General features: G+C 37.6%; 14 protein-coding genes. 3 read left to right on the plus strand and 11 right to left on the minus strand.

Translation table 11 applies throughout. From position 1 onward, the window contains the following. Nucleotides 1-50: 50 nt before the first annotated feature. Both mfd and pth read right to left on the minus strand, forming a co-directional pair. Nucleotides 51-3,578, minus strand: a complete 3,528-nt coding sequence (mfd, locus tag RU96_RS08820) for a transcription-repair coupling factor (RefSeq protein ID WP_071865170.1) — start codon at nucleotides 3,576-3,578, stop codon at nucleotides 51-53. 244 nt (nucleotides 3,579-3,822) lie between these two features. Beyond that, complete coding sequence (gene pth / locus RU96_RS08825; RefSeq protein WP_071865171.1) at nucleotides 3,823-4,395, minus strand: aminoacyl-tRNA hydrolase; 573 nt, start codon at nucleotides 4,393-4,395, stop codon at nucleotides 3,823-3,825. Nucleotides 4,396-4,794: 399 nt separating this feature from the next. On the opposite strand from pth, the gene RU96_RS08830 reads away from it, so the two are divergent. Both RU96_RS08830 and RU96_RS08835 read left to right on the plus strand, forming a co-directional pair. After that, entirely contained in the window at nucleotides 4,795-5,784 is a 990-nt protein-coding gene (locus tag RU96_RS08830) for an L-lactate dehydrogenase (RefSeq protein WP_071865172.1), read from the plus strand. A gap of 261 nt (nucleotides 5,785-6,045) precedes the next feature. Next, nucleotides 6,046-7,446: a L,D-transpeptidase family protein gene (locus tag RU96_RS08835; RefSeq protein WP_071865173.1), complete on the plus strand. Its 1,401-nt coding sequence runs from the start codon at nucleotides 6,046-6,048 to the stop codon at nucleotides 7,444-7,446. Nucleotides 7,447-7,567: 121 nt separating this feature from the next. Here RU96_RS08835 and RU96_RS08840 read toward each other — a convergent pair whose 3' ends face one another. The 3 genes from RU96_RS08840 to RU96_RS08850 form a co-directional block, all read right to left on the minus strand. Further along, the gene (locus RU96_RS08840) at nucleotides 7,568-8,251 is read right to left on the minus strand and encodes a YoaK family protein (RefSeq protein WP_071865174.1); all 684 of its coding nucleotides are present in this window, start codon (nucleotides 8,249-8,251) and stop codon (nucleotides 7,568-7,570) included. 2 nt (nucleotides 8,252-8,253) lie between these two features. After that, complete coding sequence (locus tag RU96_RS08845; RefSeq protein ID WP_071865175.1) at nucleotides 8,254-8,979, minus strand: YebC/PmpR family DNA-binding transcriptional regulator; 726 nt, start codon at nucleotides 8,977-8,979, stop codon at nucleotides 8,254-8,256. 366 nt (nucleotides 8,980-9,345) lie between these two features. Next, nucleotides 9,346-9,849, minus strand: a complete 504-nt coding sequence (locus RU96_RS08850; RefSeq protein ID WP_071865176.1) for a VanZ family protein — start codon at nucleotides 9,847-9,849, stop codon at nucleotides 9,346-9,348. 196 nt (nucleotides 9,850-10,045) lie between these two features. On the opposite strand from RU96_RS08850, the gene RU96_RS08855 reads away from it, so the two are divergent. Further along, a complete protein-coding gene (locus tag RU96_RS08855; protein ID WP_071865177.1) occupies nucleotides 10,046-11,851 on the plus strand; it encodes a M3 family oligoendopeptidase in 1,806 nt (601 codons plus the stop codon). Between the two features lie 93 nt (nucleotides 11,852-11,944). On the opposite strand, the gene RU96_RS08860 is transcribed toward RU96_RS08855, so the two are convergent. From RU96_RS08860 to mreC, 6 genes are all read right to left on the minus strand, one after another. Then, nucleotides 11,945-12,457 (minus strand): QueT transporter family protein, encoded by a 513-nt coding sequence (locus tag RU96_RS08860; protein WP_071865178.1) that lies wholly within the window; start codon nucleotides 12,455-12,457, stop codon nucleotides 11,945-11,947. Nucleotides 12,458-12,611: 154 nt separating this feature from the next. After that, nucleotides 12,612-13,367: a 3-oxoacyl-ACP reductase gene (locus RU96_RS08865; RefSeq protein ID WP_071865179.1), complete on the minus strand. Its 756-nt coding sequence runs from the start codon at nucleotides 13,365-13,367 to the stop codon at nucleotides 12,612-12,614. Beyond that, the gene (locus RU96_RS08870; protein ID WP_071865180.1) at nucleotides 13,364-13,585 is read right to left on the minus strand and encodes a DUF2829 domain-containing protein; all 222 of its coding nucleotides are present in this window, start codon (nucleotides 13,583-13,585) and stop codon (nucleotides 13,364-13,366) included. Before RU96_RS08870 ends, RU96_RS08865 begins: the two co-directional genes overlap by 4 nt. A gap of 830 nt (nucleotides 13,586-14,415) precedes the next feature. Then, the gene (locus RU96_RS08875) at nucleotides 14,416-15,813 is read right to left on the minus strand and encodes a C40 family peptidase (protein ID WP_071865181.1); all 1,398 of its coding nucleotides are present in this window, start codon (nucleotides 15,811-15,813) and stop codon (nucleotides 14,416-14,418) included. Between the two features lie 359 nt (nucleotides 15,814-16,172). Next, nucleotides 16,173-16,682, minus strand: coding sequence for a rod shape-determining protein MreD (mreD, locus tag RU96_RS08880; protein ID WP_071865182.1), 510 nt, complete (start codon nucleotides 16,680-16,682; stop codon nucleotides 16,173-16,175). Then, nucleotides 16,682-17,542 (minus strand): rod shape-determining protein MreC, encoded by an 861-nt coding sequence (mreC, locus tag RU96_RS08885; protein ID WP_071865183.1) that lies wholly within the window; start codon nucleotides 17,540-17,542, stop codon nucleotides 16,682-16,684. The genes mreD and mreC overlap by 1 nt, the downstream gene beginning before the upstream one ends. Between the last annotated feature and the right edge of the window lie 141 nt (nucleotides 17,543-17,683).

A 17,683-nucleotide genomic window follows, 5' to 3' on the forward strand; every position in this document is an offset into this window, starting at 1 on the left:
AAAAATTCAATTTCTTTAGCGAAAATAAAGCAATTTTAAACTTTACTAATTTATTTTTCGACAATCGCTTGTTTATATTTTTCTTCTCGTAACGCTTTGATGAATTCTTGAATTTCGTGGAGCCAGATTGCCTGAGTCATTTTAGGACCAATCGTTAAGGTAATAGTCATTTTTTCTTGATTAACTGCCATAGCAGCTTTCATTTTAGTAGCAGACAACGCTTCAAATAATTGTTCTACAGTATACGTTTTAGTTCCAACTTTACTCAATGTAACTTTTATTTGTTGGCCGATTTTACGAATACTGTCCAATAAAGCACGATCGCCATCCATTTTAATTTGCCCAATGGTCAATAAGTGGGCAACTTCATCGGGATATTCACCAAAACGATCCAGTAAATCATCTTGTAATTCATCCAGTTGTTCTTCATTTTCTAATTCACGAATACGTTTATACACTTCAATTTTTTGCCGTTCATCGGTGATGTAAGTTCCTGGTAAGTAGGCATCAATCCCTAAATCAATCTCCACTGATGTCTTCTCACTTTGAATATTTTTGCCTTGTTTGCGCGCTACTGCTTCTTCTAACATTTGCGAATACATGTCAAAACCAACCGCATCAATAAAGCCATGTTGTTGCGCCCCTAGTAGATTTCCTGCCCCGCGAATCGATAAATCTCGCATAGCAATCTTAAAACCTGAGCCAAGTTCGGTAAAATCTTTAATCGCTTGCAGTCGTTTTTCACTGACCTCATTTAAAATCTTTTGCGGTTCATACATAAAATAAGCATACGCTACGCGATTACTCCGACCCACACGTCCCCGCAATTGGTATAAAGTCGATAACCCCATGTAATCCGCATTTTCGACAAACAGTGTATTTACATTAGGAATATCTACACCTGTTTCAATAATGGTGGTGGTGACTAAAATATCGTATTGTCCTTCAATAAAGTCTAACAAAGTGTTTTCCAATTGAATTTCAGTCATTTGCCCATGGGCATAACCAATTCGTGCTTCTGGAACGAGGGCTTGTAATTCATCCACCTTTTTCTCAATCGTCTCCACCCGATTATACAAATAAAAAACTTGCCCATCCCGCGCTAATTCCCGCTGAATTGCTTCTCGAATAGCACCAGGATTTTTTTCCATCACATAAGTTTGAATTGGATAACGATTTTCCGGTGGGGTTTCAATGACAGATAAATCTCGTACTCCCAACATGGACATGTGTAACGTTCTAGGAATTGGGGTTGCCGTCAAGGTTAAAACGTCTACTTGTGAGCGCAATTGTTTTAAGCGCTCTTTATGTTTTACGCCAAAACGTTGCTCTTCATCAATCACTAATAAGCCCAAATCAGAAAATTTCACGTCTTGTGATAATAAACGATGCGTTCCTACCACAATATCCACTTGCCCGGTGCGAATTTGTTCTAATGTTTCTGCTTGTTGTTTTTTAGTCCGAAAACGGCTAAGTAAGCCAATATTGACCGGAAAACCTTCAAATCTATCTAGCATCGTTTCATAATGCTGTTGCGCCAAAATTGTAGTTGGCACTAAAAACGCAACTTGCTTACTTTCTTTAATTGACTTAAACGCGGCGCGTAACGCCACTTCTGTTTTGCCAAAGCCAACATCTCCGACTAGTAGGCGATCCATCGGCTTTGGTTTTTCCATATCCCGTTTGATTTCAGCCGCACTTCTTAGCTGATCATCTGTTTCAGTATAAGGAAAAGCATCTTCAAATTGTTTTTGATATGCGTCATCTGGCCCAAAAGCAAAGCCCTTTTCTGACTCTCGTTTGGCGTATAGTGCAATTAAATCGTCTGCGATATCTTCAATTTTACCGGAAACTTTCCGTTTAGTTTTACTCCATTCACTGCCACCTAATTTATTAATTTTTGGTGTTTTTGATTCAGAAGCCACATATTTTTGAATTAGATTTAATTGCGTGACTGGGATAAATAATTTGTCATCATTTTGGTATAAAATCGTGATGTAATCCTGGTGAACGCCATCCACTTCTAGCGTTTCCATGCCAATGTATTTACCAATCCCGTGATTAGCGTGAACGACATAGTCCCCTGGTTTTAATTCGTTATAACTTTTTAGACGTTCCGCGTTAGTAATAGTTTGGCGACGAGCCCGTTTACGTTTTACTTTTTGAAAAATTTCTTTTTCTGTTACCACGACTAAGTGATCTTGTGGCATTTCAAATCCGCTTTGTAAGCTGCCAACGACAATTTGGCTGCGACCGGTAATCAATTTATCAGCTTTAGTGACTGGCGCATAAATCTCATGGTCACGAAAATTATGATCTAATTTTTTGGCCCGTTCATCATCTGCCACTAAAAAAAGGACGGTCTGTTGTTGTTTTTCCCACCGATCCAATTCGGCCTTTAACAAGCCCATCTGACTGAAAAATTGTTGCATTGGGCGATATTGAAAATTCCAAATTGCGCCAAAACGCAAATTGCCCATTCCCTTTTGAAATAAGGCAAAAAAGCTGGTGGTAAACAGTTCTTTTTGGAAAAATTGATGCACATCAATGCCGAATTTTTGTTCACTAAAAACCCGCAACTCGCTGATTTTTTGAACTTGCCACTCGCCTTCTTCTCGTTCAATCTCGCGATTGGTTTCCATAATACGCGGATAATCATCCACCATTAATAGTGTATCTTTATTAAAGTAATCCACAATCGTTGTGGGTGTGTCATAAATTAAATCGAGATAAAAATTGACATTTTCCCCCGGTTCGCCTTTTAGCCATTCATTTTGTAATTGACCAAAATACTCGCTTAAAAATTCTTGGTCTGTTTTTTCCTTGGTAACTGCCAAGCGTTTTTCTAAGACCGTTTGTAAATTTTTGGCACCATTTGCTAACTCTTCTGGGGTAAAAACCAACTCACTGGTCGGACTAATAGCAACTTTTTTGACATTTCCTAATGAACGTTGGGTCTCCACGTCAAAATAGCGCATGGAATCAATTTCAACATCAAATAGTTCCATCCGCACCGGATATTCTGCATTTAAAGGATAAATATCAACAATACTGCCACGAATACTAAACTCGCCAGGTTTTGCAATCATACTTTCTCTTTGATAGCCCATTAAAACTAACTGCGCTGGCAGTTGGGCCAAATCCAGTTCGTCGCCGATTTGCCAATGTAGTTGGTAGTCTTTCCAAGTCTTAGGCGCAGGTAAATATTTGCGTAATGCCGCAACTGGCATAACATAAATTCCCAGTTCATTTTGCGAAATCGCATTTAGCGTTTGGACGCGTTCTGCTTTGGCTTCTGGCGAGGCAAAGGCCATTTCTGCTGACAATACTTCATCAACCGGAAAAGCAAAGACCGCTTCTGTCAAATTACGTAAATCTTCGACTAACTGATTGGTATAATATAAATTCGGTGTTACAACTAAAATCGACTTTTGCAATTTTTTAAAAGTACTAACAAGCGCTAAAGTTTTAGCCGATCCAGAAAGACCTGTTAACAACTGGCGTTTGCTATTTTTTTCTAACTGTTCTTGCCATTGGTCGATTTGGGCTACTTTATCAAACAAACCCAGCAAATCCATTTTTTTGCCTCCTTAAGCAGTTTTAACTAATCATTTTATAAGCAGGATCAGACAAATTAACTTTCATTTTTTAATTGAAGCTATTGTCATTCACAGCTAGATTAGCTTAAAACTCGTTTTTTTGCTCCACATTAAAAGATTGCCTATAAAGCCACAAGACCCTATCCTTATTACTTCTGCACTACTCTATTTAGCTTTAGGTTACTTGTAACACTTTATCGCGAGTGAGCAAATCTTTTTAAACTTATTTTGCTGAATTAAATTTATTCATCGTGTTAATAAAATCATCGGTTTTTAAATAGTCTTCTAATGCAGCGACAGCTTGGTCAATACTTGTTTCAATTAAAGGTAAGTCAGTTTGTGAAAAAGGACTTAGTACATGATTAACAACTGTCATATTTTGTGGCGGTCTACCAATGCCAATTTTAATTCTATCAAAAATTTGGCTTCCTTTTAAATGTGAAATAATGCTCTTAATACCATTATGACCTCCGGCTCCTCCTTTTTGGCGCAAGCGAATTTTTCCCACCGCTAAATCCAAATCATCATAAACCACAACTAATTCTGCTGGTAAGACCCCCAAATAAGTCATTAGTGGTCCTACTGCTCGACCAGAATCATTCATAAAAGTTTGGGGTTTTAACAAAATAATTTTTTCGCCCCCAACAAAAAACTCCCCTTGTTCTGCTTCAAAACTATTCCGCTTAAACGTTACGTTGTATTTTTCCGCCAAACGATCCACAGTCATAAAACCGACGTTGTGTTTTGTTTTTGCATATTTTCCCCCAGGATTTCCCAGGCCTACAATCATCTTCATTTTTATTCCTCACTTTACTTTTACGAGTAAAACACGCCAAAAGGCCAGGCGATAACTTATCCCCTAGTCTCACTTAGCATTTAAATTGCAATAATCAAACTGCAAATCATTTCGTTAATACTACATTAATTAAAAAGTTTTTATTACTGTACTGTTTTAGTATTATAACACAAACCAAAAAATTCACTAAAAGATGCAAGCGCTCTTTAGCTTTTTTTAGAGATATTTCGTTTAAAACCCTTTGCTCAAATTAAAACAAACTTTTCGTTTAATGTAAGTGCTCACAAAAAGAAACAGGCAAAAAAACTGTATTATATCGAGCTAAAATGGATGACAAACGCAAGATGAAATGATAGGATTGCTTGTGAAGGAAATAATCTGAGAAGGGATGAAACAAACATGACAGAAAAAAGTGCTTTATTGAAAGACCACCAAAAAGTTATCTTAGTAGGTGACGGTGCTGTTGGTTCTAGTTATGCTTTTGCACTTGTAACTCAAAATATCGCCCAAGAAGTTGGGATTGTCGATATTAACGTCAAAAAAACTGAAGGCGATGCATTGGATTTAACTGATGCCCTAGCTTGGACTTCTCCTAAGAAAATTTATTCAGCTACTTACGCAGACGCACACGATGCCGATTTAGTTGTAATTACTGCTGGCGCACCTCAAAAACCAGGTGAAACTCGCTTAGATTTAGTTCATAAAAACTTAAAAATTAACCGCGATGTTGTTACTCAAATCGTCGCTTCAGGCTTTAACGGTATCTTCTTAGTTGCCGCTAACCCGGTTGATATCTTAACTTACTCAACATGGAAATTCTCAGGTTTTCCAAAAGAACGCGTAATCGGTTCTGGTACTTCACTAGACTCTGCTCGTTTCCGTCAAAAAATTGCGGAATTGGTTCATGTTGACGCACGTAACGTTCACGCCTACATCTTAGGTGAACATGGTGACTCTGAATTTCCAGTTTGGTCTCATGCCAACGTTGCCGGCTTACAAATTTACGAATGGATCAAAAATAATCCAGACGTCGATGAAGAAGCAATGGTTAACTTATTCTTTAGCGTTCGTGATGCTGCCTATACTATTATCGATAAAAAAGGTGCAACCTTCTACGGTATCGCAACAGCCTTAGCTCGTATCACTCGCGCAATCTTAGATGACGAAAATGCCGTCTTCCCATTATCTGTTTACTTAGAAGGACAATATGGCTTAAACGACATTTATATCGGTGCTCCAGCTGTTATTAACGCACAAGGGATTCAACAAGTAATTGAAATTCCATTAACTGATTCTGAACAAGATCGTATGAACGCTTCTGCGGCTCAATTGAAAAATATTGTCGATGAAGCATTCAAAAAATTAGAAGAAGAAGATGCAGCTAAATAATTTCTCATAAAAAATATATTTTTTATTTTGCCTGACGATATTTTTTCGTCAGGCTTTTTTTAGCTTCATTTCAACGTCCCCCTTCTGTTTTATTTAAGGGTCTTTATTTATTTTATTAAAGGTAGACTTAATAAAAAATATATTTCTAAATTTTTTATTGTCTTTTAAGCATAATCTTCGCTTTTTTCACAATCTATGCTATGATATTCTCGATATAAATTATACATTTATTATAAAATAAACGCTTTAAGGAGATATCTGATGACTAGAGCTTCTCGCCACAAAAAACATACTAAAGTGATTCTTGCTATTTTTTTAGCCTTGCTCGTTATTGCCGGCGGTGCTTATGCCGTGCGCAGCTTCCATTATAGCGATCACTTCTTACCCAATACTAAAATTAATGAAACAGATATTGCCAATCTGACTGTCAAACAGGCCAATGAAAAACTAAAAGGTGCTGCCGATGAACAGACTTTTGACATTCAAGACAATGGGCAAAATTGGCAATCCATCAAAAAAGTGGATCTCGGCTTAAAAACAGATTACACCAAAGATTTAGAAAAAATCAAAGACGCCCAAAACCGTTGGAAATGGGGCGTAGCTTATGTTTTTGCCGATAGCGATGACAAATTAGATGGAATCGCAGTCGACCAGACGCAACTAGATAGCGCCATAAAAACAATAGAGACCCAATTAAATGATTTAAATAAAAATCGGACAAAAACCAAAGATGCCACTTTAACAAAAGAAGCAGACGGCTTTACCATTACTCCAGAAGTAGAAGGTAATTCCATTAATGTTGCAGCGGTGGTAGCAGATATCAAAAAATCAGTCAGCAGCAATAAAGACAATCTCGAGTTGACTGATTACACCGAAAAACCAAAAGTTACCGCTAATGATACGAATTTACAAGATGAACTTAACGCGCTAAATAAAGTGGCCCAAGTTCAGGCAAACTACTCCATTAACGGCACAGATTTTCAAATTCCGACTGAAACAATTATGGACTGGTTAGAATATAAAGACGGAAAAGTTACTTTAAATAAGGAAAAAGTTACTAATTATGTTACTGATCTTGGCAAGCAATACAATACAAGTAGTAATCCTACAACTTTCAAAAGTACGCGCCGAGGTAATGTCACTGTGCCAGATGGTACTTTAAGTTGGACTATTCAAACCGATCAAGAAGTCGCTGCTTTAACTGAACAACTAATGAAAGGTGAAGACTTTACCCGTTCACCAATTGTTCAAGGTAGTGCAACAGCTGATAAACCCCTTGTGGGCAATACGTATATCGAAGTCGATTTAGAAAATCAACATATGTGGTATTACAAAGATGGTGCAGTAGCACTGGAAACAGATATTGTTTCTGGTAAACCAAAAACACCTACCCCAGCTGGTGTTTTCTATGTTTGGGATAAAGCCCGCGATGAAACATTGCGAGGTAAAAATGATGATGGCACCAAATATGCGAGCCCGGTTGATTACTGGATGCCAATTGATTGGACTGGTGTTGGCATTCACGATTCTGATTGGCAACCTGCCTATGGTGGCGACCTTTGGAAAACTCGTGGTTCCCACGGTTGTATCAACACACCACCTGATGTTATGGCAAAACTTTACAATATGGTGGAAACTGGGACACCTGTCCTTGTCTTCTAGTAAAAAAAACCTCTTCTATTTTAAGAAGAGGTTTTTTAATCGAGAAAAATAAAACAACAACTTTATATTATAAGCGCCAAACTAAGCTCACTTTAGAAGCAGTTTCTAAAGTGGGCTTAGTTTATTCCTGATGATAAATCGTCAGCCCCAATACACCAAATAATAATAGTGCAACGAGCCAGATAGCTTTGCCTGCAAAAAAAGTAGCAGAAAGCGTGCTTAAAATCGCTCCGAAACAAAAAGAAAAAACAATCGTAGCAGTATATTTGATTTTAAAACTGGCCGTCGGATCTTTTTTGAAAAGATATTGGTAAAGGTAATCTGCTATCGAACGCAAATTTCCTGTTGTCATGGTTGTGGCGTAAGGTAAACCCGCCAAACGACGATAAGTCGCAAATTGAATCGCCGCAAAAAATGACAACGCAGCGTTAATAAATAAATTATGAGCAGAGTCTGAAAAAACACCGACACAAAATATCCCCACCGCTTCAATTGCCACCGCAACATTTTGCCAAACGAGGCGCTTATGGGCAAAACGAAATTTCAAGATATTAGTAAAAAAAATCCCCAGTAAAAACATGGCAATGGGAAGGACATAACGTAAAATACGGCTAAAATTACCTTGTGCTAAATTTAGGCCTAGCAAAATTACATTTCCTGATTGCATACTTGCAAAAACTTCTCCGTGAAATAAATACGTATAGGCATCTAAAAAACCGCCAGCCATCGCTAACATTACCCCAACCGGTAAACTTTCATGAATTGCAATGCGATCGTCTAGAAGTTTAAATTTTGGCAACTGCATCTTTAATTTTCCAAACTGGTAAAGACTTCTGAAACATCGTCATCATCTTCTAATTTCTCAACTAATTGTTCTAATTTGGCTTTTTGTTCATCGTTTAAAACAATCGTCGTCTGAGGTACCATGGTCAATTCCGCTTGCGCTAGAGTGAAACCGTCTTTTTCTAATTGATCGCGCACAGTTGTAAAATCTTCTGGTGCAGTATAAATTTCAAATACTTCTGGTGAGGAAATCAAATCTTCTGCCCCTGCTTCTAATACATCTTCAAACATCGTCTCTTCACTGACTGCTAAACCTTCACGTTCAATGGCAATGTAGCCTTTGCGATCAAATAAATAATTTACTGAACCCGTTTCACCTAAATTGCCACCATTGCGGGTAAAGGCAACCCGAACATTGGTCGCTGTACGATTTCTGTTATCCGTTAAAGCGTGTACTAAAATAGCGACGCCGCCCGGACCATATCCTTCATACGTTACTTCGTCATAATTGGCTTCATCAGCAGAACTAGTCGCTTTTTTTATCGCCCGCTCGACGTTATCATTAGGCATATTAGCAGCTTTAGCCTTATCTACTGCTAAGCGCAAAGCAGGATTCAGCGCTACTTCACCACCACCGGCTTTTGCTGCCATATAAATTTCTCGTGATAATTTTTGGAAAATCTTGCCTCGTTTTGCATCTTGGGCATTTTTTCTACCTTGAATATTATTCCATTTACTATGTCCAGACATTCTTACTCCTCCTTATCCATCTTGACCTAACTTACTAGGCTCACCTCTTTATTGTAGTCTTTTCCTTTTAATTTTCAAATTCAAACCCACTGCAAGCAATAAACAAACTTTCTAAAGCAAAATTGTGGCTCAAATTTTTACGAAATTTCAGCTTATTTAAAAATCAGCTGCTTCTTTAACACTGTTTGTAAAAAAGAAGAAGTTGTGACAGAAGCGATTAGCTGCAAGAAAGAAGACAGAACTCCCGAAAATGTTTTTAAAATTTTTGGGGAATTCCGCCTTATTTCCAAAGAGAAGCCGTTTCTGCCATACCGTTTATTCGTAAAAAAAGGTGTAACAAACTTTTTGCCACACCTTTTGTCTGATTTAACTTAAGCGTTTTTTAGTCAATAATAGGTAACCTAAAATAATAAGTGCTGCTGTAAAAGCCCCAGTCATATCCAAGATGACATCTTGAAAAAGTGGCGTTCTATCTCCTGTCAACATTTGATGAAATTCATCTAAAGCCGCATACCCTGTCGCGCTTAAAACGCCAAAAAAACTCCCCCACCAAAAATTTTTCTGTTTATAATATAGCGCTAGCGTAAAACTGCCGCCCAAAATAAAATACGTAATAAAGTGCGCGCCTTTACGAATAAAAAATTCCACAAAAGAAAAGTAACCTTTAGCGGCAATACTGACCTCACTACCAGCATAGTTAAAAGCAATATTGTGCAAACTGTTTTTCAGTGGTTCATTTTTCAATAATTTTTCTAACAACCCCACTTGCGATTGTTGCTGATAGGTCTGAGAAGAGCTGATAAATAAAACAGCCATGGTCGCTAAACCAATCAAAAGATATAAATACGGATTTTTAAAATTGCGCTTCATTTGACTTACCTCCAGTTCAATTTTTTATTTTACCATAGATTCTAAAGCATAAGCGCATTCTGCTTTACTCTCTTTATTTCCAATTTTAGAATCATAAGGACGTTAAAATTGTAAAATTCAAAGCTCTCAGAAGGTTCTGAATACTTTTAGTGTGCTATACTAAAAAAGATAAAATGAATAGAAAGAAGTGTTGTCAATGTACGCATTAACCTGGGATTTAGACAGTATTTTCCCCGGCGGTAGCCAATCAAAAGAACTTACTGCGCGGATGGATCTTTTGGCAGAACAATTAAACGAGTACCAAACCAAAGTTAAAAACTTTGCTGTAAAAGATGACGCAGTAGCAGAAAACCTAACGAATCTCTTAAATTTACGAGAAAAAATCGCCAACGGTTTTTCACAATGCAGTTCGTTTTTAAACGCCTTGATGTCTGCTGATGTTACAGATGTCGATGCCAAAATCCGTTACAGCAAATTAACAACTTTGTCTCCAATTTTTCAATTAAGTGAAACCATTTTAGCTAAAAAATTCACCGAAATTGACGATGAAAACTGGGCATCACTTTTAGAAAAAGATACTTTAAAAACGGTCGCTTTTCGTTTAAGCGAAATTCGTCGCGACGGTAACGAATTATTATCAGAAGAAGCAGAAAACATTATTAACACCTTATCTTTAGACGGCTTAAATGCTTGGAGTCAACACTACGACACCTTAGTTGCGACTATTGAAATTCCATTTACTGATGAAAATGGTAAATTGCAACAATTATCTGCAGGACAAGCATTCAATAAAATGATGGGAGATCCTAATCCTGAGGTGCGGGCAACATTATTTGCCACTTGGGAAAAGGTCTGGGGTGAAAAAGCCGAATTATTTGGCGACACTTTAAATCACTTAGATGGTTTCCGTTTATCTACCTATAAATTACACGGCATAACTGATTATTTAAAACAACCTTTGGAATATAACCGCATGTCAAAAGCAACTTTAGATGCAATGTGGTCTACGATTCAAAAAAATAAACAACCAATCGTCGACTTTTTAACACGTAAAGCGCAATTATTCGGCAAAGAAAAAATGGAATGGCAAGATCAAGATGCACCAATTATTTTAGATGGTATGAAAGAACGTACTTTCACCTATGACGAAGCTGCGGCTTTCATCTTGGAAAATTTCCGCAAATTTAGTCCTAAAATGGCAGATTTTGCTCAAATGGCATTTGAAAAAAGTTGGATTGAAGCAGAAGATCGCCCCGGCAAACGTCCTGGTGGTTACTGTACTGAATTACCTGAAACACAAGAATCACGTATTTTCATGACATACAGTAACTCCATTAATGAAGTTGCTACTTTAGCCCACGAATTAGGCCATGCTTTTCATAGCAGTGTTTTATGGGACATCCCTCGTCTAAACCAAGATTACGCGATGAATGTTGCCGAAACTGCCAGCACTTTTGCGGAATTAATCGTAGCCGACGCTACATTAAAAGGAGCCACTTCAAAAGCAGAAAAAATCAATTTATTAGACGCTAAAATGCAAAACGCGATTGCAATGTTTATGAACATTCACGCTCGTTTTATTTTTGAAAATGATTTTTACACTGCTCGTCAACAAGGGCTAGTCGCACCAGAAAAAATTACCGAAATGATGACTGCAGCTCAAAAAGAAGCCTATGCCGACGGTCTAGCAACATATCACCCTCATTTTTGGGCCGCAAAATTGCACTTCTTTATTGATGATGTGCCATTTTATAATTTCCCTTATACTTTTGGCTATTTATTCAGCATGGGAATTTACGCTCAAGCAATGAAAAGCGATGGCAATTTTGAAGATCAATACATTGCATTATTACGTGATACAGCAGCCATGACCACTGAAGAATTGGCGCAAAAACATTTAAACGTCGATTTAACCAAACCAGACTTTTGGCAAGCAGGAATTGATATGGTCTTACATGATATTGCTGACTTTATGGACTTAACTAAAGAATATGTAGAATAATGATGATTACTTTTCTTTTACACACGCCTTTTTGGGCGTGTGTTTTTTTCCATCAAAAAAGCAGACCTTCAATCATGTCTGCTAAAATAGTAATTATTTCGTTAAATCGATTTTTTGTCCTACTTGATACAAGATAATACCGCCAATTGCCATCGATAAGAATTCACCGACAGCAATATATCCCCAATTAAGCCAAAATGGCATTTGATATAAAATCGTCAGTTGTCCTGCAACTGTAAACATGGAAAAAGCAAATAAAAGCGTCGTGATGGCTATTTTTACCCTCATGTCAGTAAAACGCGCAGATACTTTGCGACAAATAAGCAACACGAAAAACGTGCAGACACTCCCGACAACAACATCGATGATCCCATTTGGCGAGGCAATATTGGCAATGGCGCATCCAATCGTCACCGACCATACATAGCGTTTGTTGTATAAAGCCAAAAAGTTGAACATTTCAGCTACGCGTAACTGCACTTGTCCAAAACTAAAGGGAGCTAAAAAAACCGTAATGACCACATACAATGCCGCGACCATCGCCATTTTAGCAATTTCATCTGTTGTCCAGTGAACTGAACGTATTTTTTTAATTTGATTATCCATTTTTTCTCTCCTTTACAAGGTATAAGACCTTGGTAATAAGCTGCACCCAAAGGATTGAAGTGGTGCAGTGGGAAATCTTCCCTGACTCTAACTATAGCAAATACTCCCCGTAATGCAATACTAATTTTAGCAGGAGTTAACTGCCAATAAATTTTTATTTCAATAACCAACCGCCATCAATTGGTACGATATTCCCTTGTAAATAACGCGCTTTAGCACTAGCTAAAAATAAGGTCAAATCAGCAACTTCTTCTGGTTGAGCCCAGCGTTTTACGGGCGTTTCGTTGGCTACCCAAGTTGCCATTTTACCATCACCGGCAAAGTCGGCAGCATTCATCGGTGTTTGAATCGCCCCTGGCGCAATCCCGACAACGTGCACATTTTCAGCATAATCTAAAGCGAGTTGTTTTGTAAAACCCGCAATCGCGTGTTTACTACTGGTATAACTAATCCCGCCTCCACCTGCGATTAAACTTGCAATCGAACACATATTAATAACAGTGCCTTTGGTTGCAATTAAAGTTGGTAAAACAGCTTTGGTAATATAGTAAATACTATTTAAGTTAGTTGCAAAAATTTCTTGCCATAATGCATCATCTGTTTCAAGTAAAGGTTTATAGTCATCCAATTTACCCGTAGTATTTAATAAAATATCAATTTTACCAAAATTATCTAAACATTTTTCTACGGCTTTTAAGCAGTCAGCTTTTTGGGCGACATCTCCTACAAAACCAATAAAACGACTGCCAAACCTCGTGAACTGACTAGAAAAATCCGGCTGGATATCCATACCAAACACCTGAGCGCCAGCCTGTAAAAATGCTTGTGCCTGCGCGCGACCAATCCCAGAAGCTGCGCCTGTCACAAAAACCACTTGATCTACAAATTCACTTTGACTATAGTCTGTCATTTTACAATTGCCCAATCATTAGCCAAAATATCACATACAGTCGGTGCAAAACTTGAAAAACCTTCGTCTGCTGTTTTAATCAAAAAATAAGGTGTCACAGGTGCTCCATCATAAGTCTGCTCTTCCACCAAAGTCACATACAACTCAAAACCACTCCAGCCTTTGCGAATAATTTTTTCACCTTTTTTTAAATGCGGTAAAATTTCTTCAAATGTCATAATCCATCTCTCCGTATCTTAATCTTTTGAACTTTTCCGTAAGTGATAATCCAGCAAAATACGCGGGTTTACTCCTTCAAGCAACCACTATAACGCTTAAAGCTACTTCATAAGCGAATAAATAATTATCTTGCAATAAATCAAACCTACTGTAAAAGTTCATGTCAAATTTTCCCTTTTTACTTTAGCACGCTTTATACCACTTGACTACTAGAAAAGCGAAATGAACTCGCCCAGCTCTCAAGCAATAAGACGAAATCGGAATAAATTTTCTCTTTAATTTCTTACGATTTTGGCTTATTGCCGTAGAGAGCTAGTTCATGAAGCTAGATCTAAAGAAAAGCAAAACAAACGTGGGTAACTCTCAAGTAATAAGATGGAATTTTAATAAATTGCTTTCCAAATTTCTTCAAATTTCAGCTTATTACCGTAGAGAGTTCGTTTGTGTGCTAGATCAAAGAAAAGCTAAAGGCAGTGGGTAACTCTTTGGAAAAATCTCAGAAATTTGATTTCTGGTGCTCTTTGCCAGAAACTAATTTTTGAATTTTTCCCGAAGAGTTGCTGACTGTGCTGGATCACAGAAAAGCGAAATGAACTCGCCCAGCTCTCAAGCAATAAGACGAAATCGGAATAAATTTTCTTTTTAATTTCTTACGATTTTGGCTTATTGCCGTAGAGAGCTAGTTCATGAAGCTAGACAATAAGAAAAGCAAAACAAACTCGCCCAGCTCTCAAGCAATAAGACGAAATCTTGTTAAATTGTTCTCCAAGCTAAAAACCGATAAAAAAACACGACCTTCAAAATGAAGATCGTGTCAAAGTCTTATTGATTACATCCGTACTGCAAATTGTGGTGCGTAGTTAGAAACAGAGCTAATTGAAACTGATTGACCAGGTTGTGGTGCGTGGATATAACTACCGCCACCCATAGCAAGCGCTACGTGATATGAACTACCTGGTGAACCCCAGAAGTATAAGTCACCAGCTTGTGCTTGGCTCACTGGAATAATAGTCCCTGCTTTTTCTTGTGGTACAGTCCAACCACCGATTTCACGACCTGCTGCATGTTTGTATACGTACCAAACAAAACCTGAACAGTCAAAGCCAGATGGTGATTTTCCACCCCATACATAAGGAACACCAATAAATTGTTGTGCGTAACCTACAACACCGCCACCTGAAGGCGCTGGGATATTTGGTTTTGGAATTTCTGGTTTTGGTGTTTCAGAAGAAGAAGAACCGTTACCACTATTCCCACTATTACCAGTAGATGAACCTGTATTGTTACTATTACCGGCATTTGATGAACCAGAATTACCATTATTGTTTGTGTTATTTGATGAGCTTGAACCTGAACCTGAGTTACCAGTCGCACTACTTGAAGAACCTGTTGAACTTGAAGTTTGACCAGATTCATTGGCTACAGGCGCTTGACTTGATGAACTTGAGTCCGTTGCAGTTTCAGACACAGCATCTTGGGCTGCTTGTTCTTGTGCTTGTTGACGTGCAGCTTCCGCTTGTCTTTCTTGTTGGCGAATACGTGCTTGTTCTGCTTCTGCTTCTTGTTTTTCTTTTTCTAAACTAGCTTTTTGACCTTCAGCAGTATTTTGTTGTAAAGCAAGATCTGCTTTCATTGCATTTAAATCTGCTTGTTTTCCTTGAACTTCTGCTTTTTGGCTTTCAAGTTCAACTTGATTGGCTTGAATTTGCGCTAATTTTTTGTCGTTTTCAGCTTTTTTGTCTTCGACGGCTTTTTTATCCGCTTTTTGTTGTTTTACTAAATCGTTATTGGCTTTGACAATTGTTGTCATGGCTTGAACCCGGCCAATGGCATCTGTTAATGAATCTGATTCCACAACAGCATCGATAAAGTTTGTACTTTGTCCGTTCACTTGTACGTCACGGGCTTGTTTTTTGATTGCATCTTCGCGTTTTGCAATCCGTTCTTTTAATGTTGCAATTTCTTTTTGCAATTTTTGTGTTGCTTTATTTAATTTTACTTGATCTTTTACTAAGCTCTCAGCTTTTGTTGTAATGGCAGCAACTTCGCTTTCAAGTGCATCGATTTGCGCTTGAGCACTAGCTTGTTGGCCTTTCAAGTCATTGATTACTTTATCTTGATTTTCAATTTTTTGATCGATAGTATCTGCCGCGGCTACGCTGGGAGCTGCAACTGCTGTAAGTGTTAATGAGCAAACTAATAATGCTGATAACAAACTCTTCTTCACTCTTCATTCCTCCGACTGGCTAACTTTGAATTTTTTCTAAACTATTCGAGAATTTTTTTAGACCTTTCCCGACGACATGAAAATTGTAACACAGCGATATGACATTCAGATAAATGAAATGTTACAAGTTTGTTTCAAATGGACTTTTTTGTATGACAAATTCGTTCGTATAAAAAGCTAAAAGATCAGCTTAGCTTTCAAGCACTAAGCAAAATTTCAATTCATTATCTTTTCATTTCTTATGACTTAACTTAACTAACGTAGAAAGTTCATTCGCATTGCCATAAACTAAGACCTTAATCCGCCCACTGTACCACTTATAAAAACAATTTATTAGCCACAAAAAAACCTTCAAGAAACTATTTGATAACAAATAATTTCTTGAAGGGAAAGATAAAGATAATGAATAAAAGCATATTAATTAATAACGTTGGCCCTAAAAAACGACTGATAAAAAATGTATCACTCACATCAGCTAATTTAAAGAGCATTTGAATACCCAAGGTTACCAGTTCAAAAAAAGTCACAAAGATAATCATGCCAAAAAACATGGTAAAAACGTTGCGGTATAACGTATCTGCCAAGGCGTACATCAGCCAAACACTCAATGGTAACGCGACTGTATAAATGCCTAAAACCCCAACATAATACATATCAAATAACAAACCTAAAACTATTGCCGTAATCACCATATAGCGTTTGGATAACACCATACAGCCACACAAGACTCCTAGTAAAAGTAAATGGGCATTGGCGATATAATAATTACGACTCCAATTTTCCAATAAGCGCGTAAACTGACCATCTAGTAACATTAGGATAAAAAACGTTGGCGCAGCGTAGTACTTTACTGTATCTTTTGTAAGCATTACTCGCTATCACCTGCCGCTCTTTTCACCACAGTCACAACAGACATATCATACATATCAGCATAAGGTTTCACATAAACTTGTTTATCTAAACCATAATCATCAGATTTTGATTCAACCACGGTTCCTACTGGTAAATCTGCTGGTGAATTTCCCCCTAAGCCTGAAGTTTGTACAACATCGCCTGCTTTTAATTTTTTCTCACCTGTCAATTGGTTCACGATTAAAGTGCCCGTTTTTTCATCGTAATTGCGCAATAGGCCGAAAGTTTCCCCTTCTTTACCCGAGATACGCACTGGAAAATGATCGGAGTTTTGGTTGGCAGAAGTTAGCAATTCAACTTTAGCAGAAGTTAAATTGACTTCGATAACGCGACCAACTAAACCTTTTTGCGATAATACCGCCATATTGATTTTCAACCCATCTTTGGAGCCTTTATCAATGACTAACATATCTTGCCAGGCATCCGGCGAGCGGGTAATCACATTGGCGGATACTTTTTCAAAGTCTGTTAGTGTTTCGTTTAACTTTAGTTCTGCTTGTAATTTTTTAATTTCCCGTTCTTGATTTTTGGTCTTTTGGGCCAATTCATCATAAGAATCAATTTTATTTTTCAAGCGTTCATTTTCGCTATAAGTCACAAATAAATTTTGGACATTGCTAAACGTATTTTCAACAAATTTCACCGGTGCACTAATGACACGATCAACAATCGAAACACTGTCATTGGCAACAGATTGCGCCAAATTTGTTTTTTGATTATTTGCGCGTCTTGCCGCTGTAATGCTTATGACAGAGACTACGACAATGACTAAAATCAAGGTAATGATAATATTTTTATTTGGATTAAATTTCTTCACAAGTACACCCCTCAAGAAAAAAGCCGGCACGATTTTATCGTGCGACTGATAGTAATGATTTTACCACTAAAATCTTTTAAACAAAAGGCAGGGGGCGACTCTTAAGATATTTTTTGTAAAATCTTCTGCTTTTAGACAATT

The sequence above is a fragment of the Enterococcus canintestini genome, assembly GCF_001885735.1.
Taxonomy (GTDB): Bacteria; Bacillota; Bacilli; order Lactobacillales; family Enterococcaceae; genus Enterococcus_C; species Enterococcus_C canintestini.